Raw genomic sequence first — 23,148 nt, forward strand, 5'->3', positions numbered from 1 at the left:
GGTTTGGGTCGCTAGCAGGGTTGCTACCGGTAGCGACGCATGCCGCTACCGGTAGCAGGCTGTGAAACCTATCCGGCGTCCCGCTTTTCGTTGCGCTGCGTAATCGCGGTGGCGATGTCGTCGCGCTTGATGCCGCGCTTGTTGACCTGTTCGCCGTCGATGCGCCGGCTGATCTGCATGGTGCCGATGCCGAACGGCTTGAGTGCGGCGGTGAGCGCTTCGGCCTTGGGCTTGGCGTCCAGTTCGGCCCACGGGCCGTAGACGTCGGGGCGCAGGTCGGCGAGGCGGTCGACGATGGTCTCGGACCACACCTTGGCCTCGCCCTTGCCGAGCACGGCCGCGACGTCGTCAAGGATCGTCGCGGACGTCTCCGGGGCCGGGGCCTCGCCGGCCGCGTCGCCGGACAGGGTGCCCTCCGCCTCGCGCAGCGCGGCGGCACGGCTCAGGATGCGTTCGGCGTCGCGGCCGTCGGCGAGGTAGGTGCGCACGATCCCGGAGTCGTCGGACATGCCCTTGAGCAGGCCCACGCCCTTGTGGGACTTGAGCAGCTTGGACGCGTCCAGGCCCTCGCTGTACGAGCCGGCGCCGAGGATGACGTCGGAGACCTGGTAGGCGCCGACCCGCAGGGCGAAGCGGGCCTGGTGCTGGTCACGCAACTCCGAGGGGCAGGCCTTGTCGTCCGGCTTCTGCGTCGACGTCATCACCGAGACTCCGACGGCGGGGGCGACCCGGGCGAGGTAGACCATCAGGGAGAGGATCTCCTTGCCGTGCTCGGGGTGGGTCAGGTACTCCTGCACCTCGTCCACCACGAACAGGGTCAGCGGCATGTTCAGCTTCTTGTCCCGGCTGATCTCCGGGGTGAGCTTGCCCTCCGGGCAGACGTGCAGCGGCAGTTCGGACAGCCGGTGGTAGCGGTCTTCGACGTCCGCCTTGAGTTCCCGCAGCGAGGTCAGCAGGTGCTGAACCGGGTCGAACCCGTTCTTCGGCACGATCCCGAACCCGATGCGGTGCGCGACCAGCGCGAACTTCCGCCAGTCCGGGGACGCCTTGCCGTCGAACACGTACAGGCGCACGTACGGGTCCAGCGCGGCGGCCAGCGCGATCGTGCGGGCAGAGAACGTCTTGCCCTGACGCGGGACGGCGCCGACCAGCAGCGACAGCCACAACATCGTGGCCATGACCGGGTTGCCGCGCTCGTCGACTCCCCACGGGAACGGCTTCCAGAAGTCGACCCGGGTTGCCCCCAGCAGCGGGGACTTGCCCGACGGGACGGCGAGCGGGTCACGGTCGGCGATCCAGTACGACACCCGACGTCCGCTCGTCTCGTCCTTGTCCAGGAAGAGTTGAGTGGGGGCGATGTCCATGCCGGAGGCGAGCCGGGCGTGAGCCTTCACCGCGTCCTCGAACGTCTTGCCGTAGGGCAGATCCACGACCACGCGCCAGCCGTCGCCGTCCCGGCCGATCGGGCGGGGGAACGCGATCGTCTGGTCTTTGGTGGTCAGCCCGGACGCCTCGTGCGCGCGGATGACGATGTCACTGGATAGCCGTCGCTTGCGGAACGTCACCTTGGCCATGTCGATCAGCGGCCGGTCCGCCGGCGCTCCGACCGCCCCGAGCGTGGTGGTCAGCGTGGTCATGGCCAGCAACAGCAGCCACGAAGGCGCCATGACGAACACGGTCAGGGCGGCGGTGAGGCCGACGACTCCGGCGAGGAAGGCGACGATGCCCCGCAGCCGGACGCGGTCGTTGCGCTGCCGCGACAGCTTCAGGTACTCCGCCGCGTCCTCGTTCGCCACCGAGGCCAGGCGCAGCGTCTTGCCCTCCGCGTCGAACACCCACCGGCCGATCGCGGTCGACCAGCGCCACGCGCCGCGCGGCGAGTACCACAGCACCTTCGGGGTGTAGATGCAGGGCAGACGAACGGCGTGATAGCCGATCACAGCCGAGTAGTGGCGGACGGCCCACTTGCGTACGGCCGTTCGCTGGTCAGGGAGCTTCACCCAGTCCGGCAGCACCGGCAGACGGGCCTTGTCCCTGGCCTCCATCCATTCCGCGACCGAGGGCGGGTAGACCTCGCTCGGCGGGTCGACCGGCGCCCCGTCGGTCAGCCCTTCGGCCTCGTAGTCGTCGGTGTCGGGGAGTTCGGCCTCCCACTCCCCCGGCTTCACCGCGCCCTCGCTCGGGGTGGTCGGGTCGGGGTCGGTCTTCTTCTTCAGCGGGAACGGCAGCACGGCGGCCGTCGCCTGTTCGGTGTCCTCCGGGTCCCCGGCGGGCGTGGACGTGGTGGTCTCGGTCACGATGTACGTACTCCTTCGGGAGTTGGGGCCCGGCCGGTTGCTGTGGAAGGTGGGCGGCCGGGCCCGGCAGGGGTGGAACAGGTCAGGTCATGCACCATCCGGAGTCGCATCCGGAGTCCCATTCGTCGAACGGCAAGGTGTCCACGCCGTCCGGAATCGCCTTGCGCAAGGGCCGGTTGAACCGGGTCAACCACACGTGGTCTTTGCCGAGTTCGTCACGGCGGCGGTTGAGGAGTTCTTCGAGCTGGCACGCGCGCTCGAACAGGTCGGGTTCGTCCCGACGCATGTCGTGCCAGGTTTCCGGCCGGTGGAAGGGGCAGAACCAGCACGAGGACTTCGGCGGCACGGGCAGGCCCGCGCTACGGATGATCCGGGCACAGTCGATCCGGCGGATACCGCGTTCCAGCAGCGGGTACTCGATGACCTCGTGCGGCTCGCAGCGCCGCTTGTTCGCCCGGTGGATCTCGTCCAGGCTGATGCCGATCCCGACCGTGGCCGGCGCATCCTTGCTCGCGCCACGGCGCTTGAGTTCGTCCCCGACGACCTTGATCTTGAACTGGGCCGTGCACGAGCGGGTGCCAGGGGCCCCGTTCGACATCCGTACCGGGATCTTCAAGGAGCGCGAGCCCTCGCGGGTGAGGTCCTGATACAAGGTGCGGACCTCGCCTGAGCGCTTCATCACCCGATCCAGAACCACCAGTTCGAGACCGTGCGCTTCGGCGTAGGGGATCGCGTACTCGCGCAGATAGGCCAGCGTGCCGGGGTGCTCGGAGTCGTCCCCGACGTTGGCCATCAGGAACGTGCCGTAGTCCAGCTCCCCCGTCGCCGCAAGGACCAACGCGGCCGTCGACTGCACCCCGCCGCCAAAACTGAACGTCTTGACCGGGGTCGCGCTCACCGCAGTCATCAGGCAACCCGCTTCCACGCGGCCCGCAACCGGACCTCAGAGGCGGAATGACCCGCCTGGCGAAAGCGGGTGGCCATCTCGCGGTAGGAGAGGGCCGGGTCCTCGCTGTGGGTGATCCCGTCCACCAGTGCCTCAAGCGCCGCGTCAGTGAGGGCCGGTCCCGACTCCAGAGAGAGCGCGGGGACCGGTTCAGTGGGACCCCACACGGGCAGTTCCCAGACCGGTGTGACGCCGGGCGTGACGCGGCTCGTCACGCTGGTCAGCGCCCTGCCGGTGTCCTCGCCCTGCCGGGCCTCTTCCAGCGTCGACCACGCTCGCGAGAGGGTTTTGGCGGTCTTGGCCTGTACGCGTGCGACGCGGGCACCGGCCCCCGTCACGGCCGTCAGCCGGGTCTCCTCAGTCGCCGCGTCTGCCCGCAGCCGGGCACGCGCCACGGCCGCCTCATCGCGCGCTTCCTGCTGAATGCCCCGGATCGCGTCCAACGCGACCGGGGTCAGCGCGGTGCGCTCCCACAGCCCGTGAACCAGCCACAGCGCCTTGGCCGCGACTGGCAGCCACGCCACGGCCAGCCACGCGCCGGCGGACTGTTCGGCGGTGAGGGCGTGAGCGACCAGGACACCGGCCGCGATCAGTCCGAAGAACCAGCCGACGCCGGTGACGACGCGGCTGTGGTCGCCCTGCGCCGCGAGGCGACGTTCATAGGCGAGGGTGGCCAGCCAACCCCCGTCGATCCCCAGACCGACGACCAGGGCGACCGGCCACGGCACGGCCGCACCCAGCCACATCATGACCACGGCCAAGGTGAGCACCATGGACACGGCCGTCATCGCGACGGCGGGCAGTACGGTCTTGGCCTTCATGCCGCACCCCCCTCGAACCGGGGGTTGACCATGCCGGTGAGGTCGGCGATCTCATCGCCGCTCAGCACGGTGTTCGCGTCCATGGAGTGAGCCACGGTGCGGATCTCGCGCCACAGGTGGCCGACCTTGCGCCGCGCCATCCCGCGCACCATGCCCCACGACTTCCCGCCCTCGGGGACGCGGGTGCGACCGAGGCGGTAGCCGAACTGGCGCAGGACGTCGATGGCCAGCTCACGGTCATGCTCAGCCGCGCAGGCAAAGGCCCGCTCCGGCGTCCACAGGCCGTAAGTCATCAGGTAGTTCACGTGGGCGAGTTCGCCGGCCGCACACTGCGCCGCGAAGTGCCACGGCGAGGTGTCCTGCGTCTGATGCGCGGTATTGCCGGTGACCGCCCACATGCCGGGCTCCGGCTCCCACGCGATCACCTCGGACGTGATGACGTGCATGCCGTAGGACATGGACAGCACCGCGTGGCCGGCTTCATGAAAGGCCATGCCCAACCGGGCCTGTTCGTAGGTCAGCGGCATGGCGAGTACCGGGCGGGGCTTGCCGGTGTGGTCGGCCAGCGTCTCGGGGGCGGGGGCGGTGGTCCTCATGCCGCTTCCCCCACCCCGGACTGCCGGCCGCGAGCGGAGCGCAGGAACGGCACCGTACGGGTCAACGCGTCGGCGTACAGGGCGTCCCAACCGGCGATCTCGTCACCGGCGTCGCCCATCACCACCAGCTCGGCGAGGACGTCACGGGCCGCGTCCTCACGGGCGGCACGCTCACCGTCCGTCTCGAACTCCAGCGGGCCCCGGAACAGGTCGACGTCGATACCGAGCGCCAGTTCCGCGAACTCCAGGTCGCCGTACGCCTCTTGGCCGGCGACGAAAGTGCGCATACGCATGGTGGATCTCTCCATTCAGGTACGTCGGGATAGGGAGATCCGGCGCGGCGGGCTGTCCTGTCCGGGAGTGCCGCCGCGACCGGGGAAAGGGCCAACGCCGCATGTCACGGCGGGCCAAGTGACCCCGGGCGGAAGTCGATTCCGCGCCCTCGCGGCTGGATACCGGGGCCGACGGACCTCACCCGGCCGTCACGGGGACGGGGTCAAACCCCGTCGTTCTCAAAGCACTCTGTTGAGTTCTCAAGGAACTGGCGTTTCCTTCGTACTCACCCCTGCGGGCTTTCCTCCGGACGCTGCGTTGCAGTACCTGTTTTACAGGTACTGCACGGGGTGCCGTCAAGTACACCGACGGAACCTCTTGGTTTTGCGCCGGGACTTCTTGGCGCACCATCAGAATCACCCCAGGTCAGGGGACTTGGTTACCCCTTGCATGGACGTCCCGAGGACGTCTAGGTACCTTCAAGACGTCCCAAGACGTCCCACCAGGAGTGCAGATGTCCAACGAGCGCTTGCGGTCGGCCCTGTTGGCGCAGGGCATGACGGTGCAGGATCTGGCCGACGCCATCAACGTCAACGCGAAGACCGTCGAACGCTGGATCACGCAGGGGAAGGTCCCGTACCGGCGACACCAGTACGCGACAGCGTCAGTCCTGGCGGTCGACGTGACGACTCTGTGGGACGACTCCCGCGCCGTCGAAAGCGCTGCGGACATGAGCAAGGCGGAGATCGTCACCATCTATCCGCACCGCCACATGGTGCCCGCAGGGCTCTGGCGCGAGATGTACGGACGGGCAAGGCTGAGGCTGGACATCCTGGTCTACGCGGGACTCTGGCTGTCGGAAGATCCCCAGTTCATCGACCTTCTCAAGGCGAAGGCTGAAGAGACCGCTCAAATCCGGATCTTGCTTGGCGATCCTGACTGCCCAGCAGTTCAGCAGCGCGGGATAGACGAAGGTCATCGGATCATGGGCGGCAAGATCCGAAATGCCTTGATGAACTACCGCCCGCTCTTGACCAGCCATCCGGATATCCACTTCCGGTTGCACAACGCGACTCTGTACAACTCGCTCTTCCGGTCGGATGACGAGATGTTGGTGAACACCCACGTCTACGGCATCGGCGCCTACATGGCTCCCGTACTGCACCTGCGGCGAGTGCCCGGCGGCGGGCTCTTCGACACCTATGCGAATAGCATCGAACAGACCTGGGGAGGCGCGCGCCAGGTGACGGAACACGACTTCACGGGAGCTTGAGCATGGGACGCATCGACTACTTGCACGACCCCGACGCACCGCCGGCCAACTCGGTAGTGCCATCCGTCGTGGCGTTCGTGGAGAACGACGCGGCCCAAGTGCTGATGATCCAGCGGTCCGACAACGGACGTTGGGCACTACCAGGTGGCGGGCACGACGTCGGCGAATCCATCAGCGACACCGTGGTGCGCGAGGTCTGGGAAGAGACCGGGATCAAGGCCGAAGTCGTCGACCTGTCCGGGATCTACACAGATCCGGGTCATGTGATGCAGTACGACGATGGAGAGATCCGCCAGCAGTTCAGCATCTGCTTCCGCGCGCGGCCGGTCGGCGGCGAGGTACGTACGAGCAATGAGACAACTCAGGTCCGATGGGTGGACCCATCGGACCTGTCGAAGTTGGACATCCACCCCACGATGCGCCTCCGGATCGAGCACGCCATGGACCGGACCCGCCCGGTTCCCTACATCGGCTGACGCTTCGCAGCGGCGACCCGTTCGAGCACACGCGACGTACTCGCCAGAATCTCAGGTTCGGCGCGACGGATGAACGTGCCGATCAGGCTGTCCGGCCCGTAGCGACCGGCGATCTCGTTGACGCGGTCCACGGGATTGGTGGGCGTGCCGTCCGGCGTGGTGTTCATGTCGCAGTAGCAGAGCGCCTCGTTCAGGTGCGCGCTCTCACGAGGGAACTCCCCCTCCAACTCCGCGCGCAGGCCGCGCGCTTCGGCCTCCATCCAGGCGCAGGAGTGATGCGCCACCAGATGCACGACCCGTTCGTCGGCGTTGACCACGTCTCGCAGGTAGCGGGCGCCATCGAGCGGGTGGAAACCGGTCGTAGCGAGGTCGGGTGCATAACCGATGTCGTGCAGAACGGCCGTAGCTTCCAGCAACTCAGCATCTTCCCCGAGAATGAGTGCGATGCTGCGCGCACGCTCGGCGACTCCGAGGCAATGCTTCCAGCGACGCGGCAGCGGCTCAGCCAGCAGGGACTCAGCCAGGGAATACGCCCACTTCGTCAGCTCCGACAAGCTACGAACGCTCCTCTCGATTCGGCACAGCGCGGACGGTCCGCACCTTGCCCTGCCCTCCACTTGCCAGCACGCCAGCGGCCTCCAACTTGTCGAGCGCCTTTGTCACGGTGGGGCGCGAGACGCCGAACCTGGTGGCGAGAGCAGACGCACTAGGGAACGGTGCCCCGATCTCCAGGCGATCATCCGTGATGATGGCCGCGAGCCGCTCCTCAAGCGGCCGCCGATCGACCGCGTCCCCCGGCCTGATCACGCGCCAACGGCCACCGGGTACCGGTTCTGCCTCACCGCTCCGTCGGAGTGCCTGGAACGCCCGCAGCACGACACCACGTGAGACGGCGTACCTCTCCATGAGTTCTGAGACCGGAGGTAGTTCTACCATCTCCTGGTCATCGTTGATCCGAGTCTTCAAAGCGTCCGCGATCTGCCGGAAGGTATCGCGCGGGCTCGCCTTCTGCGACACTCGCCCTCCCTCTTCGTCTCTCATCGTCAGGGCCAAGCGTGCCATGTCGAGCGTCCGACCGGAGCATCCAAGCATCTGAGGCGGATTGCTGCCGACCGGCTCTTGAGCGACAGAACGCCTCCTATGAAACGTTCACCGCTTAGGCAAGAGTTCTGCCCCAAGTTTCGTAACCGGACCCATACGATCGTAAATCGTGGGATCCACGAATCCCGCCAAAAGTGCAGCCGCAACCATAAATGGTGCCGCAACGGCGTAATTCCCCATACTCTCGGACCAACTGAACGGCCTTACAAAAACAAGCACCACAGCCACAGCGAGGACGAAGAGTGCGAGCATCCTACGGAGGACCTTAAAGAGGCGGCGGCTGAACAATTCCCTGGCTGATACATCGCTGGCCAACTGCCCCCACTCTCCGTCCGCAGCATTGAGGACGGCCAGGGCGAATGCCCCCCTCATTTCCTCCAAGCCTTCCTGTCCCCCTACCGCCAGCACAGGCTTCCAGCGACGCACAGATGCAGCAATTCCATCGGCTATTCGCCGAACTTCAATATTTACCGTATGGTCTTTCAGGCGTGCAGTCTTGTACCAATGACCTTCAACGAAGCGAGCCGTCGATTCCAACTGGTCAACAAGCTGCTTTCGCTCGGGCGATGAGAGATATTCGTATGCGTTGATTAAAGACTCCCCCTCCCCCGGGTCGCGCCGAATTCTCCCCGCCACATCTTCTAGACGCCAGGCTACGTCTAGAAACGAGTCCACTAACACAGCAGATGCAGACGCACTCGGCGCCGCCGTGCCAGCAGTAAGCAGCATCACCTTGCCTCCTTCTATAAGGAACCAGAGGAAGGAGACCCTGAACCAAATCTTCGTCATCGCGGCCAGCATGGCGCCCCCTTCCATGCCACCTGTCGAGCGACCGTCATAAGGATGCCAGGTTTGAATCGCAGGGTCGGCAGTAAGTTTTAGCACCTCATGAATCCACCAATCACGCGTCAGAGCCAAGAGGGCCGAAAAACCAACTATTACGAGGGCGGATTTTAATGCACCGTAGCGCTCATTACGACGCTGTAGCAGCTTCCCGAAAGGTGAGATGACAAAAATAAACACTACGGCAGCAAGAGCAGTCGCGTCCGATCCATCGGAAGGGGAAAGATGCGCTAGCGGCAGCGAGACAGCCCACACCAAAAGCACCCACCACAGAATGAAAGCAACCAAGAAATTCGAAATCCATCGCATCCAACGGTGCTGGGCCCGAAATTCACGGAGGGTGGTCATCCTGCCCTCGCCAATATGGGCTTCGCGGGCCGTAGCAGAGATGGTGGCCTCAATCCGAGACCGCACAGTTTCGTCCAGACTGCTCAACGCATGAAGCTTCTCGACCCGCTCCTGCGCGTAGCGCTCGACCCGGCGTTCCCCCTCCTCAGGCAGGCTCCTCAACTGCTGCATTGCTGACCTTATTCGCGCCTGCAGTGCCCTGATCCGCTCAAGCGTTCCCCGCTGAGGCTGACCCAGTTCCCCATCCGCGCTGACCATCTCTACGTCCCCCGCCTCGTTGTTCTCCCAGTCGCCTACAGATTGTGCGATCGATGGGTCTGCTCTGCATGGCTTCCGGTGGAATTGCTCGGCGTAGAGCAGAACGACCATGTGACGGCCGGGGCCCGTCGACCCAGCCGCGCCCGTCTCAGTTTCCGTCTCGTTCATCGCCGTACGCGGCCGTCCAGAGCCGTTCGCCCCGCCCCTTTGCGCACAACTTCCGTGCGGGTCTGAACGCCAGTGAACGCGTCCGGACCAAGCTCTGACCAGCCCGGACAAACCTGCAAAGCGAGTTACGCGGGTTCGATTCCCGCCACGGCCTCCAACTGCCTGACCAGGCAGAACGAAAGGGCGGCGCTACCCGCTGGCCGTGAGGCGGGTTCGCCACAGGTCCCGTAGCAGGGCGATCTCCGCCATGTGGTGGATGAATTCGAGGTTGGCGCCGGCCAGCACGGCGATGTACGGGTCGTCGGGGTCGGAGCCGTAGGGGTACTGGGAGAAGCCGACCGTGTCGAGTTGGGTGTCGGTGACTGTGGCGATCGCCGTGCGCCAGCGGTCGATCACCGGCCAGAAGCGGTCGAGGGTCAGGGTCGCCGAGGGGGTGAAGTCGACCATCTGCTTCGGGTCCTGGCGCCGCTCGCCGAACGTCCACTCCCACGCGCCCGCGAACTCGAAGTGCAGGTGGCCCAGGCGCCACGCGATGGTCGTGATCGGGGTCGTGTCGGGTTCCGGTTCGCCGGTGTGGGCGAGGATCTGCTCGACCCGTTCGACGCTCACGCTCCAGTCCTCGGCGATCTTGGCCACGGTCATGCCGTCGGCGGACTGGCGGGCGACCTCGGCGTACTCGCTCGCCGGGATGTCCGGTGCTCCCAGGTCCAGCACCCACTCGCCCGGTCCGAACGCCCTCGGTGTCACCGCCTCGCTCCGGCGCCGCAGCGACCAGCAGTCGGGGGCCGGCTCCCAGAGGTACTCCTCGTCACCGAGTCCCGTCAGTCGGACCTGGGCCATCTCCCGGGCCTTGTCGAACTGTTCGAGGAGTATGTGCAGTCGGTCGGTCCTTGTGCGCTCGGTCGCCATGCCGGTTCCCCTCGCCGTCGCGGCTCGTGCATCGTCGCGGTCAGGCGGACCGTAGCGGCTCGCCTCATAGCGGCGCGAACGAATTCCCCGGCTTCCTCGGCGCGGCGTTCGTGACAGGACACACGCTCAGAACACCCCGCTCAGAGCACGCCGCCCGCCTCGTCCTGGAACGCCTCCGTCCAGTAGTGCCAGTCGGCGGTCCGGGCTCCCGTCCCTGTCGGGTCCACCGCCGACAGGGTCTGGAGCATCGTCGTGGCCAACTGGTCGTACGCCTCTGCCGTCAGCTCGCCCGCCAGGTCCGCGTCGAGGGACCTCTCCCGGTGCAGCAACCAGAGAGTGAAGGCGAGGGTCGAGACGTCCGTGTTCAGCGGGGACAGCGTGGCCTCGGGCCCGCTCCAGGTCAGGATCTCGCCCGTCGTGCCGTCCACCACCAGGCTGTTGTCCTCTATCAGGTAGCCGAGGCGGATCAAGTGGTCGGCGCGGGGCGGGAGTTGCTCGGCGGGCTCGTCCTCGTAGAACTCGGTGAGGGTGGGGAGCGGGACGTCCGTGTCCAGTTGGAAGAGGAAGGCGTCCTCGGGCAGGCCCGTCTCGCGCAGGAAGCGGCGGGTCGGTTCGTGGGTGAGGGTCGCGGGGAAGTCGACGTCCTCGAAGCGGGCGACCGTGCCCTGGCCGAACTCCTGGTCCAGCAGGCGGGCCGGGATGTCGAGGGTCAGTCCCGAAGTGGTGCCGGGGCCGGCGACGAGGGCCAGCGGACGGATGAGTGCCGCCGCCTTCCAGAACGGGGGCACCTCGCCGTCCGTCTCCGACTCGAACACCGCGAGCAGTTGGCGTGAGGCCTCCGCCGCCGTCCTGGTCCCGTGACGGCCCTCGTAGGAGGCGAACTGACCGCGCAGGCCCGTCAGTTCGTCCGTCGTCGCGGTGAAGCGGGTGAGCGTCTCGACCGACGGGGCCAGCGGGCCGGCCTCCATCAGGTCCGGGCGGTCGTGGAGGAAGTACGTCGTCGCGATCTCGCCCGTCTCGCCGTCCAGCAGGATCGACTCCGCCTCCCCGCCGCCGGGTCCCCTGAGCGCGCCTATCACCAGCTGGTTCCGGAGGTCCTCCGACAGCGGGCCGGGGTCGCCCAACGAGTCCGCCACCGTCCGCAAGCCCTGCCTGAGCAGCTCCTCGAACGTCAACAGGCCGCTGTCGCCCGGCAGTCCGGGGCCAGTGAGCCAGCGGCGCGTCGAGGCGTGCGTGACGTACGGATCGAGGTCGTCCTCGCTCAAGGTGATCGTGAGCGCCGTGTACCCGGCGTCGGTCGTCGTGCTCATTGCTCCCCCGTGCATGAATCTTCCCCGTCGTCCGCCCGTGCGACATCGGTGTTCGGCCGCCTCAGCCCCACTGCCCAAAACACTACGCGGCACCACTGACAACGACTCTGACCAGCGAAAACGCCTCGCGCGGCACGGAACCACGCAGAACATCCGAAACGCCCTCACCTCACCAGACGCTCAGACCACCCGCGAACGTTCCCGCCCCTCGACGATCGCGTCCACCGTCTCCCTCACGGTCAGCGCGGAGTTGTCCAGCCACAGGCCGATGCGTGGGGTGTGGCTCCGCAGCACGCCGTCCAACTCCTCGACCGTCCATGCTCCGTATCTCCGCGCCCAGCACCACGTCCTGGACGATCGCCGTGAAGCCCGCCGCCGCGTACCCGTCCGCCGTCGCCGCCGACAGTCGGTGACGCAAGCGGAGTTGGGACTCCCCCGCGCCGCCCGCACCGGGAACGTACTCCTCGCGCCCCGACACGATCATCCGCCGGAACACATCTCCCCGGACATGCGCCGCCCTTGGCAGCCTCTCGGCGAGCGCCTGCGCCACAGTCGACTTCCCCGCGGCCATCACCCCGGTGATGAGGACAACCCCCTCAAGCACCCCGAAGCACCCGCCCGCCTACTGCCCGTACTGCCCGTTCGTCACCACCGCGGCCTGCGGCCGGATCGGCAGCCGGTTCACGGGGCGGCCCGTCGCCGCGCGTACCGCGGAGGCGATGGCCGCCGGGGAGGTGACCACCGGTACCGCGCTGACCGGCTTCGCTCCGAAGGGGGCGACCACGTCGCGCTCCTCGACGAGTTTCACGATGCGGATGTCGGGGGTGTCCAGGGCGGTGGGCAGGGCGTAACCGGTGAGGTCGGGGTGGCGGATCAACCCGCGCGCGGTGCGCAGGTTTTCCGTCAATGCGATGCCTACGCCCTGGGTTACGCCGCCCTCGATGCGGGCGACGAGTTGGGTCGGGTTGAGGATCCGGCCGACGTCCTGGGCCAGGGCCAGTTCGACGACCCGTACCGAGCCGAGTTCGATGTCGACGTCGACCACCGCGCGAATCGCGCAGAACGCGAGCCCTACGAAGGCATCGCCTTGGCCCGCCTCGTCGAGAGGTTCCGTCGGGTGGGGGCGGCATTGGGCGGTGGCCCAAAGTTCCTTGCCGTCCATGGCCTCCGTGACGGTCGTCGAGAGGACTCCGTCGTAGGAGGTGATTTTTCCGTCTGTGATCTGGAGGAGTTCGGTCGACATGCCGAACTTGTGCGCCAGGGGCTGGAGGAGCTGGGTGCGGACCATTTTCGCGGCCCGTTCGACCGCGCCGCCCGAGACCCAGGTGTGGCGGCCCCGGCAGCCGGGGCCGGCGGGGGGCTGGTCGGTGTCCACGGGGGCGACGTGCACCTCGTCGATGCCGAGGGTCTCCTGGACGATCTGCCGGGCGAGGGTGGTGAAGCCCTGGCCGGTCTCGACGGCCGCGCACAGGACGGTCGCGATGCCGTCGTGGACCTTCACGGTGGCCGTGGAGACCTCGTCGGCGCCCTCCGCGCCGAGCATGTGCACCATGCCGACGCCGTAGCCGACGCCCCGGCGCACCGCGCCCGGTTCGCCCGCGCCCTCGGGGCCGCCGGGCAGCAGCCACTCGTCCTCGGGGGTGTCCTTGGGGAGGGCGGGCAGCGGGAAGTCCCGTACGGCCTGGAGGAGTTCGGCGACCGGTGCCGGGCAGGTGACCGTCTGGCCGGTCGGCAGGACGTCGCCGGTGGCCAGGGCGTTGCGCAGGCGCAGCTCGGCCGGGTCGACGGCGAGCTTCTTGGCGAGCTTGTCCATCTGCGCCTCGTAGGCGGCGCAGACCTGCATGGCGCCCTCGCCGCGCACATGCCCGGAGGGCGGGTTGTTGGTGCGGACGGCCCAGCCCTCGATGAAGGCGTTCGGCACGACGTAGGGGCCGCAGGCGAAGGAGACGGCGGCGGCCAGGGCCTCCGAGGAGGTGTCGGCGTAGGCGCCCGCGTCGAGCAGCACCTGGGCCTCGACCTTCACCAGGCGGCCGTCCTCGTCGGCGTGGTGGCGGTAGCGCAGGAGCGTGGGGTGGCGGTGGGTGTGGCCGAGGAAGGACTCCTCGCGCGTGGCGGTGAGTTTGACCGGGCAGCCGGTCTTCAACGCCAGCAGTCCGAGCGGGAGTTGGAAGCCCTGGTCCTCGCGGTCGGCGGTGGCCCCGGGGACGCCGGTGACGACGACCTTCACGCGGTCGGGTTCCAGGCCGTAGCAGGCGGCGGCCGTGTCGCGGTCGGAGTGCGGGTCCGTGGAGGCGAGGTACAGCTCGACGCCGCCGTCGGGGCGGGGCACGGCGAGACCGGCCTCGGCGCCGATGGGGGCGGGGTCCTGGCGGCCGATGCGGTACAGGCCCTCGACGACGATGTCGCCGGCCGCGTCCGGGTCGCCGTGGCGCAGCGGGATGTGCCGGATCAGGTTGCCGTCGGGGTGCAGCGGTTCGGCCTCGAAGGCCTGCTCGGGGTCGGTCACCGGGTCGAGTACCTCGTACTCGACCATGATGGCCGCGGCGGCCATCCGCGCGGTGTCGGGGTGGTCGGCGGCGACGGCGGCGATGGGCTCCCCGTGGTGGCGCACCACCTCGGAGGCGAACACCGGGCGGTCGGCCGTGCCCCGGCCGTACCGGTCGCTGCCGGGCACGTCCTCGTGGGTGATGACGGCCCGTACGCCGGGCATGTCGCGCGCGTGGGACGTGTCGACGGACACGATGCGGGCGTGCGGATGGGGTGAGCGCAGGACGGCCGCCCACAGGAGGCCCTCGGCCCACAGGTCGGCGGCGTACGGGAAGGTGCCCTCGGTCTTGGCGCGGGCGTCGGCGGCCGGGAGGGAGGCGCCCAGGCCGTGTCCCGGATGCTCCGGGGCGGGCGCGGCCTCCGTGGTCGCGGCGACGGTTTCGTTGCTCACGCCTGGCCTCCGTCCTGGCCGTACACCTGGTCCTGCGTGCGCGGTGACTCGAACGCCGACTGGTGGACACCACCGGCTCCGGGGCCCGCCTGATGGGGAATACGCGGCTCGTCGCCGTCCGACTCAGGTTCGGCGGCAGCGGCGTGCGCCTCCCGTTCGGCGACGACTTCCTGTACGGCGTCCAGGACGCCCCGGTAGCCGGAGCAGCGGCACAGGTTCCCGCACAGGGCCTGGCGCGCCTCCAGTTCGGTGGGTGCCGGGTTGCCCTCCAGGAGGTCGTGCACGGTCATCGCCATGCCGGGCACGCAGAAACCGCACTGCACGGCCCCGCACTTGGCGAGGGCCCGCTGCACGTCGGAGGGCTGGCCCTCGACGGCCAGTCCCTCGACCGTACGGACCTCGCTGCCGGCGGCGGTGACGGCGGGCACCAGGCAGGAGGCGACGAGCCGTCCGTCGACCTGGACGTTGCAGGCCCCGCACTCGCCCTGCGAGCAGCCGTCCTTGGCGCCCGCGAGCCCGAGCCGCTCGCGCAGCACGTACAGCAGCGACTCGCCGATCCAGGCGTCGGTGACGGGGCGGTCGGCGCCGTTGACGCGCAACACGTAGGAGGCGAGCGGGTGTTCCTCGCCGGGGATCTTCGGGGTCGGTTCGGCGGCCTCGTCCGGCGCGTCGGTGTCGACGGCCGTCACGGGCGCCTCAGCGGCCTCCGGAGCGGCTTCGACACCCTCGTCCACTTCGGCCGCCGCGGAGGGCTCAGCGGGCCCCTCAGCGGCCTCCGCGGGCCCTTCGGTGTCGTCGCCCGCCCCATCGCTCCCGTGCGCCGACTGCACGTCGGCTGCGGCGAGTTCGGCGGCGGGGTCGTCGTGACGGTCTGCGTGCGCGTCGCGGTAGGGGTCGCCCGCGGTGTCGCCGTACGCGTACGGGTCGCCCTGGGGTTCCGTGTACGGCTGCCGGGTCGTCTCGGGGGGCGGTCGGGTGGCCGCCTGCGCCGAGACCTCGCCGGTCGCGCGCGTGTCCGGCGGGAGTTCCACGCCCCGGCCGTCGGTGTGCTCGGCCACGTCCGCGCCGGACGCGGCCTGCTGTGCCCAGTTCTGGCCCGCGCCGTCCGTCGCCCAGGGCGCGGGGGCCCCGCCGGGCAGGGTGGCCGGCGGGGTGCCGCCCCACTGCTCGACCAGGGCCGACGTGGTGAACTCGCCCGATTCGTCCGGGAGATCACCGCCGGCCACGGGGATCGACCACTCCCCGGTCACATCGCGGCCGGGAGCGGCGCCCGCGTCCTGGGCGCCGGTGTCCTGGAAGGTCCACTGGCCGGTGGACCCGGGGTGGTACGAGAACCGGTCGTCCCCGGCGGTGCCCTGCTGCCCCACGGCGTTCGGGTCGGGCCACTGGACGCCCTCGGCGGGCCGCGCCCAGGAGCCGGTGCCCGACGGGTCGCCGTCGGCGTCCGGGGCGGGGGTGGCCTCTATGGGCGGCGGCACATAACCGTGGCCCGGGGCGGCCAGGAGGGCGTCGATGCCCCCTTCGGGGAGTTTCACGAAGGCCGTGGCACCGTCGTCGTAGTCCCCTTGGGGCAGCGGGTCCCAGCGTCCGCCTCCCTGGGGGGTGCCCTCTCCGTGCTGGTCGTCGGTCACGACAGCGCCCTCCCGAGTGCTCGTCGGGCCAGTGCGGCGACGGTGCGCCGCAGGTGCAGTACGGCGGGCGGCAGTTGCTCCACGGTCCCGTCCTCGGCCGGGACCGGGTCGGGGATGCAGGCCGCGGCGACGTACTCCCCGAAGGCGCTGAGCGCCTCGGGGACGATCGTGCGGCTGTTGTCCCAGTCGATCAGCCGGGCCACCCACTGCTCGGCGTCCAGTGGTCTCAGCGGCATCGGCGCTATGGCGCCGACGGCGCACCTGACCCCGCGCCGGGCGGGGTCGAGGACGACCGCGACGGACGCCACCGAGCGCCCCGGGCCGGTCCGGCCGGTCGCCTTCAGGAAGACCTGCGGGGCGTGCAGCAGGGGCACGCGCACGAAGCCGATGAGTTCGCCGCCGCGCAGCATCTCCACGCCGGCCAGGAGGTGCGACACCGGGATCTCCCGGCGGGCGCCGTCCTGGCCCGCGATGATCAGCGTCGCCTCCAGGGCGGCCAGTACGGGCAGCGCGTCACCGGTGGGCGCGGCCGAGGCGATGTTGCCGCCCAGGGTGCCCGCGTTGCGGATCTGCGGCGGGCCCGCCGCACGCGCGGAGGCCGCGAGCGCCGGGATGAGGGCGGCGAAGTCGGGGCGGCCCATACGGGCGTGCGTGAGGCCCGCGCCGAGCAGCGCGTGCCCGTCCTGGTACTGCCAGCCGCGGATCTCGCTGATCCGGCCGAGACCGACCAGCGCGCTGGGCCTGAGCTGCCCCGAGTTGACGGCCGCCATGAGGTCGGTGCCGCCGGCCACGGGAACGGCCGTGGGCAGGGCCGTGAGCGCCGCCACGGCCTCGTCCAGCGTTGTGGGCAGCGTGACGGACTGCCCCGCCTGCGGTGCGTGCGTGGTCAAACCGGCTGCCCCTTCCCGCTGCCCCACCTGGTCCCACCTGTTGCTGCCGTACGGTACGTGCTGACAGGGCGGACGTGGCAACTCTGGCACATCTTCGCAAGACCCGAACGCGGGGGTCCGCTAGGAGGCATTCGCCCGCCTCATCAGGGAGATGGTCCGTTTTCGTACGGCATCACCGGTACGCGCGAATTGCCACTCATCGGTGACTCTTGGGGTCTTTTTCCATTACGTGTTCTACGCGTCCTCCACGGTGCTTCACGCGTTCGGGGGCGGGCCGTCCTTGGGTCGGCCGAGCACTCCGGGGCGTCGCTGCCACGGCAGTGGTCCGGTGGGCGGGCGGTAGGCGACGCCCAGGGCGTCGAGTCGCCGGTAGTGGGCGGTCATCCGGCGCTCGAAGTCGGCGAAGTCCCGTTCCGCCGGGGCCGGAAGCGCGCTCCAGGCGACCTCGGCGAAGGCCGCGAGCCTGGGGAAGGTCTGGTAGTCCACGCGCGCGTGGTCCTCCATCACCTCGGTCCACACGTTGGCCTGAGTGCCCAGCACATGACGGGCCTCGGCCTCGGTGAGCCGCGAGGGAACCGGCTCGAAGCGGTAGACGTCCTCCAGGGTGCGCACATGGGCGATCGGTACCGGCTCGTCCTCTCCGGGGGCCTGCCGCCAGTCCAAGTACACGTGCTGTTCAGGGCACATGACGACGTCGTGGCCCGCGCGGGCGGCGGTGATCCCGCCCTCGTAGCCGCGCCAGGACGACACCACGGCCCCCTCCGCGAGACCGCCCTCCAGGATCTCGTCCCAGCCGACGAGCCTTCTCCCGCGCGCGGAGAGCCACTTGTCGAAGTGTCCGATGAACCACGACTGCAACGCGTCCTCGTCCGCGAGCCCGAGTTCCGCGATACGCGCCTGCGCGGCCGGAGACTGCTTCCACTGGTCCTTGGGGCATTCGTCGCCGCCGACGTGAATGAACTCCGAGGGGAACAGCTCCAGGAGTTCCTCGAAGACCCCCTCGTAGAAGCGCAGGGTGTTGTCAGTGGGGGCCAGTACGTTTGGGTTGATCCCCCAGGTGTCCCAGACGGAGAGGGAGTTGGTGTCGATGGTGTCCGTGTTGCCGAGTTCCGGATACGCGGCGATGGCGGCCTGCGAGTGTCCCGGTACGTCGATTTCGGGGACCACGGTGATATGCCGCTCGGCGGCGTAGGCGACGATCTCGCGGATGTCGTCCCGCGTGTAGAAGCCGCCGTGCGGCTTGTCGTCCCACAGGGGTGAGGCACGGTGGCCGAATTTCGTGCGGGACCGCCAGGAGCCGATCTCGGTCAGCTTCGGGTACCGCTGGATCTCGACGCGCCAGCCCTGGTCGTCCGTCAGGTGGAAGTGGAAGACGTTGAGTTTGTGCGCCGCCATGAGGTCCAGGTAGCGCAGGACGCCATCCTTGGGCATGAAGTGCCGAGCGACGTCGAGCATGAGGCCGCGCCAGGGGAAACGGGGCGCGTCGTCGATGGTCTGGTGCGGCACGACGTGGGTCATGTCAGGACGGACGGGGGCGCGCCGGAAGGCGGCGGGGCCCAGGAGTTGACGTAGCGTCTGCGCGCCCCAGAACACGCCGGCCGGGCTGCCGCCCGTGATCACGACACCCCATGTGGTGACCACTTCCAGGCGGTACGCCTCCGGGGCCAGGGTGCCGTCGAGGCGCAGCGCGACCGTGTTGCGGGCGCCCTCCTCACCCGGCGGCAGCGGCAGCCCGAGGGCCCCGCCGAGCGTGGAGCGGAGCCACCGCTGCGTGCCCTCGGTGCCGGGTTCGCCCCACAGGGCCGTATCCGCCTCGAAGAGGAAACCGCAGCGGGTGGGGCCCTCGACGGCGACGGGCGCCGGAATCAGTTCCGTCTCTGAAGTCACGTCAGTCCTTTACCGCTCCGCCCAGCCCCGAGACCAGACGTCGCTGTACGAGTACGAAGAACACCAGCACCGGAATCGTCATCACCGTGGAGGCCGCCATGACCCCGCCCCAGTCCGGGTCGTCGGGCTTGTAGAAGACCAGAAGGGCCATCGGCAGGGTGGACTGGGAAGTGTCGCTGATGATGAAGGACTTGGCGAAGAGGAAGTCGTTCCAGGCCGAGATGAAGGAAAAGACGCTCGTGGCGACCAGCCCCGGGAAGACGAGCGGGAAAAGGATCTGCCACAGGAATCGCGTCCGGCTCGCCCCGTCGATGTACGCGGCCTCCTCCAGCGCGTCCGGTACGGCTTTCACGAACCCCCGCAGCATCCAGATCGCGAACGGCAGCGAGAACGCGATCTGAGGCAGGATCAGCGACCCCAGGGTGTTCAGCAGACCGAGGCCCCGCATGGTGAAGAACAGGGGGATCGTCAGCGCCTCCACGGGCACCATCTGGGCCACCAGGAACATGATCAGGAGGGTGGTCCGGAAGCGGAACCGGAATCGGGTCACGGCCGTCGCGGCGAGAAAGGCGACCAGTGCCGAGACGATGACCACCGTGCCCGCCACGACAAGGCTGTTGACGAAGTAACGGCCGAATTCCTGCTGCCCGAACACCCGCCGGAACGAGTCCAGGGAAGGCGCGAGCGTCCACGGCCGCGGCTGGCTCGACTCGATCTCACCGGCCGGTTTGAAGGCGCTGAGCACCATCCAATAGAGGGGGAAGGCGACCACGACCGCGATCAGCAGCGCCGAGGCCTCGGCCGCGAGCCGCCAGGGCCGTCGTACAAAACCGCGGAGCAGACTCACAGCTCCTCCCCCTGCCTGCGCAGCAGGCGCAGATAGACCAGCGTGACGGCGAGCAGCATCAGGAGCATCACGACGCCGATCGCCGAGCCGAGGCTGTATTTCGAGGACGCGAACGCCTGTTGGTAGGCGTACACGTTCAGGACGAGGTTCTGGCCCGCGATACCGCCGCCGCCCGTCATGACGTAGATCTGGGTGAAGACCTTGAAGTCCCAGATGACGGACTGGATGGTGACGACGGTCAGGATCGGCCGGAGCATCGGCGTGAGGACGGACCGCCAGATGCGCCACTGAGAGGCGCCGTCCAGGGCAGCGGCCTCCAGGACCTCGGAGGGTACGGCGCGGATGCCGGCGTAGACCGTCACCATCACGAACGGGAAGGAGCACCACACCACTTCGAGCAGGACGAGGAGGAACGCGCTGATGCGCCCGTACGTCCAGGAGTGGTCCCCGAGGCCCAGGACCCGGTTCACCGGGCCGAAGTCCGGGTCGAACAGGAGCAGCCAGACCGTCGACCCGGTCACCGCCGGTGTCGCCCACGCCCCCAACGCGGCCAGCATCAGGACGAGTCGGGGCACGGCACGCACCCGGGTGAGCAGCACGGCGAGCGCGCAGCCGACGGCGAGGGTCGAGACGACACAGGCCCCCGCGAACAGCACGGTCGACAGGAGCACCTGCCAGAACTGGCTGTCGGAGAACAGGGCCGTGTAGTTGCCGAAGCCCTCGAAGGTGGTCGGCGCGCCGCCGCTGACCTGGGCCTGGGTGTACTGGAAGAAGGAGATCAGGCCGAGTTGGTAGATCGGGTAGACGAGCAGACCGCCGAGGACGACGAGGGCGGGGGCGAGATAGAGCCAGGGGGTCCAGGCCGTTCGGGTACGCACCAGCTCAACCCGCGGAGCTGAACGCGTCGTTCATCTTCCCCGCGGCGTCCTTCGAGGCCGCCGCCACGCTCTTCTTGCCGCTGATGACCTCCTGGAGCATCGTCGGCAGCACCAGCGAGGAGTCGATCTCCGACCAACCGGGCGACGCGGGAACGAACTTGGTGCCCGCGGCGAGCGTCTGGACGAACGGCTTCTCGAAGGGCACCTTCGCGGCGGCGGCGTCGCGGACGTCCGTGAACGTCGGCAGGAAACCCATCGCGTCGAACATCGAGGCCTGGGTGGTCTTCGAGGTGAGCTGTTCCATCAGGTCCACCGCGAGCGTGCGGTGCGAAGTGCTCTTCAGGACACCGATGTTGTTGCCGCCGGCGAACGCGGGGGCGACCGAGCCGGACGCGACACCGGGCAGCGGTACGACCGCGTACTTGCCCTTGACCTTGCCGGCCTCGACCGCGCTGTGGCTGAAGTCGCCGCCGATCGCCATGCCCGCCTTGCCGGCCGCGAACGCGGTGATCGTGTCGTTGCCGCCCATGACCGCGCACTTGGCGGCGGGACAGTTGTCGCCGGTGAACAGCGAGGTGTAGGCCTTGATGCCCTTCTGGGCGGCGGCGCTGTCGATCGCGGAGGTGTACGAACCGCCCTTGGCGGTGGCGAGTTCACCGCCGTTGGCCCAGACGAAGGGCATCGCGCCGTAGGTGTAGGCGCCGCCGACGACAAGGCCGTAGAGATCGGACCTCGCCTTGTGGATCTTGCGGGCGGTGGCCGCCAACTCGGCCATGGTCTTGGGGGGTTGGAGGCCGAGGCTCTTGAAGACGTCGGTGCGGTAGTAGAGGGCGCGGACGCCGACGTAGAACGGCGAGCCGTACACCTTGCCGTCGACGGTGACCGACTGCTTCGCGGTGGGGTCGGTGTCCTTGGCCTCGCTCCAGGCGCCGAACTCCTTGGTGACGTCGAGGAGTCCGCCGTCGTGGACGTAGCCGGCCGTGTCCGTGTTGCCGTACTCCATCACGTCGGGCGCGGACTTCGGGTCGTTGAAGGCGGCCTTGACGCGCTGGGCGCGGGTGTCGATCGGGATGTACTCGACGTCCACCTTGGTGCCCTTGTGGGCCTTCTCGAAGGCGGTGACCACGGAGTCGACGACCTTCGCCTTCGGGTCGTTGCCGACCTCCTGGAAGAGCCACACGCGCAGGGTGCCGCTCTGGTCGTCCTTGTCCGACGAGGAGTTGTCGGAGGTCTGGGGGGCGCAGCCGGCGACGACAGCGGCGGCCGCCAGGAGTACGGCGAATCTGGGGGCGAGCTTCATGGAGCGTTCCTCCGAGAGTCCGGGCGTGCGTTGCAACATGCGCAATTGGCGTTTCGCTCTGCACAACACCACGGAGATTAAGGAGTAGATGAACGCGCCCACAAGAGGTCTCAACCACTTCGTGACACGCGAAAGGCCCTCGGGGCGCGCCGAAGCGCGCCCCGAGGGCCTCAGACCGTCAGACGGACCGACCGGCTACTTGTCGCCGCCCTTGCCCTTGTCGCCGTCCCCGCCGGCGCCCATGGACTCGTAGATCTCCTTGCACATGGGACACACCGGGTACTTCTTCGGGTCGCGGCCCGGCACCCAGACCTTCCCGCACAACGCCACCACAGGAGTGCCGTCCAGGGCGCTCGCCATGATCTTGTCCTTCTGGACGTAATGGGCGAAGCGCTCATGGTCCCCGTCGCCGTGCGACACCTGGGGCGTCGGCTCTACGAGGGTCCCCGTACCAGTCCCGCGCTCGGGCTCAAGAGTGCTCATACGGCCAAGGGTACTGAAGCCCACCGCCATCAGTTCAGCGAAGGGTCGTCCGGATAGGTCGCCACCATCGCCAGCTCGCTGCGCTGGCGGCGCAGCACCTCGCGCCAGAGTCTCTCCGGGGACGGCGAGGAGACGTCACCGGGCTCCGACTCGACGACGTACCAGGCACCCTCGCCCAGTTCGGCCTCCAGTTGCCCGGGGCCCCAGCCCGCGTAGCCGGCGAAGATCCGCAGCGAGCCGAGCGCCGAGGCCAGCAGCTCCGGCGGGGCCTCCAGGTCGACGAGTCCGATCGCGCCGTGCACGCGCCGCCAGCCGAGCGGTGCCCGCTCGCCGGCCGCGCCGCCCGGGATGACGGCGACACCGAGGGCCGAGTCCAACTGGACCGGGCCGCCCTGGAAGACGACTCCCGGTTCGCCGGCGAGATCCGCCCAGCCCTCCAGGATGTCGCCGACGTCCACGGGAGTCGGTCTGTTGAGGACGACACCGAGGGAGCCCTCCTCGTCGTGGTCGAGAAGGAGCACCACCGCGCGGTCGAAGTTCGGGTCCGCCAGGGCGGGTGTTGCCACGAGCAACCGCCCTGTGAGCGAGGACACCTCGGTCATGCCAGACATGATCCCGCATCTTCCCGTGGAAGGGGGAGGCAATGCGGGTTCGGGAGTGAATGCAGCTCAGGGC

General features: G+C 68.8%; 21 protein-coding genes and 1 pseudogene. 2 read left to right on the top strand and 20 right to left on the bottom strand.

Annotation, left to right across the window (positions count from 1 at the left end):
* Nucleotides 1-68: 68 nt before the first annotated feature.
* The 5 genes from AB0M63_RS34925 to AB0M63_RS34945 form a co-directional block, all read right to left on the bottom strand.
* A complete protein-coding gene (locus tag AB0M63_RS34925) occupies nucleotides 69-2,297 on the bottom strand; it encodes a cell division protein FtsK (RefSeq protein ID WP_366022149.1) in 2,229 nt (742 codons plus the stop codon).
* Between the two features lie 82 nt (nucleotides 2,298-2,379).
* On the bottom strand, nucleotides 2,380-3,204 hold the full coding sequence (locus tag AB0M63_RS34930) for a phosphoadenosine phosphosulfate reductase (protein ID WP_366022150.1): 825 nt from the start codon (nucleotides 3,202-3,204) through the stop codon (nucleotides 2,380-2,382).
* Nucleotides 3,204-4,064, bottom strand: coding sequence for a protein spdB (locus tag AB0M63_RS34935; RefSeq protein WP_366022151.1), 861 nt, complete (start codon nucleotides 4,062-4,064; stop codon nucleotides 3,204-3,206). The genes AB0M63_RS34930 and AB0M63_RS34935 overlap by 1 nt, the downstream gene beginning before the upstream one ends.
* Nucleotides 4,061-4,660: a hypothetical protein gene (locus AB0M63_RS34940; RefSeq protein WP_366022152.1), complete on the bottom strand. Its 600-nt coding sequence runs from the start codon at nucleotides 4,658-4,660 to the stop codon at nucleotides 4,061-4,063. Before AB0M63_RS34940 ends, AB0M63_RS34935 begins: the two co-directional genes overlap by 4 nt.
* A complete protein-coding gene (locus tag AB0M63_RS34945; RefSeq protein WP_366022206.1) occupies nucleotides 4,657-4,947 on the bottom strand; it encodes a hypothetical protein in 291 nt (96 codons plus the stop codon). The genes AB0M63_RS34940 and AB0M63_RS34945 overlap by 4 nt, the downstream gene beginning before the upstream one ends.
* A 500-nt stretch (nucleotides 4,948-5,447) precedes the next feature.
* Here AB0M63_RS34945 and AB0M63_RS34950 point away from each other — a divergent pair, with 500 nt between their 5' ends.
* Both AB0M63_RS34950 and AB0M63_RS34955 read left to right on the top strand, forming a co-directional pair.
* Nucleotides 5,448-6,206, top strand: coding sequence for a helix-turn-helix transcriptional regulator (locus AB0M63_RS34950; RefSeq protein ID WP_366022153.1), 759 nt, complete (start codon nucleotides 5,448-5,450; stop codon nucleotides 6,204-6,206).
* Between the two features lie 2 nt (nucleotides 6,207-6,208).
* Nucleotides 6,209-6,682, top strand: coding sequence for an NUDIX domain-containing protein (locus AB0M63_RS34955; RefSeq protein ID WP_366022154.1), 474 nt, complete (start codon nucleotides 6,209-6,211; stop codon nucleotides 6,680-6,682).
* Here AB0M63_RS34955 and AB0M63_RS34960 read toward each other — a convergent pair.
* The 15 genes and pseudogenes from AB0M63_RS34960 to AB0M63_RS35030 all read right to left on the bottom strand — a co-directional run bounded on the left by AB0M63_RS34960 (nucleotide 6,670) and on the right by AB0M63_RS35030 (nucleotide 23,075).
* Nucleotides 6,670-7,236 carry an HD domain-containing protein gene (locus AB0M63_RS34960; protein ID WP_366022155.1) on the bottom strand — a complete coding sequence of 189 codons (567 nt, stop codon included), beginning with the start codon at nucleotides 7,234-7,236 and terminating at the stop codon, nucleotides 6,670-6,672. The two genes, AB0M63_RS34955 and AB0M63_RS34960, sit on opposite strands and share 13 nt — an antisense overlap.
* A 1-nt stretch (nucleotide 7,237) precedes the next feature.
* Complete coding sequence (locus AB0M63_RS34965) at nucleotides 7,238-7,699, bottom strand: GntR family transcriptional regulator (protein WP_366022156.1); 462 nt, start codon at nucleotides 7,697-7,699, stop codon at nucleotides 7,238-7,240.
* Nucleotides 7,700-7,831: 132 nt separating this feature from the next.
* Nucleotides 7,832-9,400 carry a hypothetical protein gene (locus AB0M63_RS34970; RefSeq protein WP_366022157.1) on the bottom strand — a complete coding sequence of 523 codons (1,569 nt, stop codon included), beginning with the start codon at nucleotides 9,398-9,400 and terminating at the stop codon, nucleotides 7,832-7,834.
* 189 nt (nucleotides 9,401-9,589) lie between these two features.
* Nucleotides 9,590-10,309, bottom strand: a complete 720-nt coding sequence (locus AB0M63_RS34975; RefSeq protein ID WP_366022158.1) for a DinB family protein — start codon at nucleotides 10,307-10,309, stop codon at nucleotides 9,590-9,592.
* A 140-nt stretch (nucleotides 10,310-10,449) separates the two neighbouring features.
* Nucleotides 10,450-11,619, bottom strand: coding sequence for an SUKH-4 family immunity protein (locus tag AB0M63_RS34980; protein WP_366022159.1), 1,170 nt, complete (start codon nucleotides 11,617-11,619; stop codon nucleotides 10,450-10,452).
* Between the two features lie 180 nt (nucleotides 11,620-11,799).
* A pseudogene (locus AB0M63_RS34985) lies at nucleotides 11,800-12,190 on the bottom strand (phosphotransferase).
* Nucleotides 12,191-12,241: 51 nt separating this feature from the next.
* Entirely contained in the window at nucleotides 12,242-14,557 is a 2,316-nt protein-coding gene (locus tag AB0M63_RS34990) for a molybdopterin cofactor-binding domain-containing protein (RefSeq protein WP_355913170.1), read from the bottom strand.
* Nucleotides 14,554-16,188 (bottom strand): 2Fe-2S iron-sulfur cluster-binding protein, encoded by a 1,635-nt coding sequence (locus AB0M63_RS34995; RefSeq protein WP_366022160.1) that lies wholly within the window; start codon nucleotides 16,186-16,188, stop codon nucleotides 14,554-14,556. The genes AB0M63_RS34990 and AB0M63_RS34995 overlap by 4 nt, the downstream gene beginning before the upstream one ends.
* Nucleotides 16,185-17,078 (bottom strand): FAD binding domain-containing protein, encoded by an 894-nt coding sequence (locus AB0M63_RS35000; RefSeq protein ID WP_355913164.1) that lies wholly within the window; start codon nucleotides 17,076-17,078, stop codon nucleotides 16,185-16,187. The genes AB0M63_RS34995 and AB0M63_RS35000 overlap by 4 nt, the downstream gene beginning before the upstream one ends.
* A 255-nt stretch (nucleotides 17,079-17,333) precedes the next feature.
* Nucleotides 17,334-18,965: a beta-N-acetylhexosaminidase gene (locus AB0M63_RS35005; protein WP_366022161.1), complete on the bottom strand. Its 1,632-nt coding sequence runs from the start codon at nucleotides 18,963-18,965 to the stop codon at nucleotides 17,334-17,336.
* Nucleotide 18,966: 1 nt separating this feature from the next.
* Complete coding sequence (locus AB0M63_RS35010) at nucleotides 18,967-19,812, bottom strand: carbohydrate ABC transporter permease (RefSeq protein WP_366022162.1); 846 nt, start codon at nucleotides 19,810-19,812, stop codon at nucleotides 18,967-18,969.
* Nucleotides 19,809-20,690 (bottom strand): sugar ABC transporter permease, encoded by an 882-nt coding sequence (locus AB0M63_RS35015; RefSeq protein WP_366022163.1) that lies wholly within the window; start codon nucleotides 20,688-20,690, stop codon nucleotides 19,809-19,811. The genes AB0M63_RS35010 and AB0M63_RS35015 overlap by 4 nt, the downstream gene beginning before the upstream one ends.
* Nucleotides 20,691-20,694: 4 nt before the next feature.
* Nucleotides 20,695-21,990, bottom strand: coding sequence for an extracellular solute-binding protein (locus AB0M63_RS35020; RefSeq protein WP_366022164.1), 1,296 nt, complete (start codon nucleotides 21,988-21,990; stop codon nucleotides 20,695-20,697).
* Between the two features lie 195 nt (nucleotides 21,991-22,185).
* Complete coding sequence (locus AB0M63_RS35025) at nucleotides 22,186-22,473, bottom strand: DUF3039 domain-containing protein (RefSeq protein WP_078632165.1); 288 nt, start codon at nucleotides 22,471-22,473, stop codon at nucleotides 22,186-22,188.
* 29 nt (nucleotides 22,474-22,502) lie between these two features.
* Nucleotides 22,503-23,075 (bottom strand): YqgE/AlgH family protein, encoded by a 573-nt coding sequence (locus AB0M63_RS35030; RefSeq protein ID WP_366022207.1) that lies wholly within the window; start codon nucleotides 23,073-23,075, stop codon nucleotides 22,503-22,505.
* Between the last annotated feature and the right edge of the window lie 73 nt (nucleotides 23,076-23,148).

Source organism: Streptomyces sp. NPDC051576, from assembly GCF_040681835.1.
Lineage (GTDB): Bacteria > Actinomycetota > Actinomycetes > Streptomycetales > Streptomycetaceae > Streptomyces.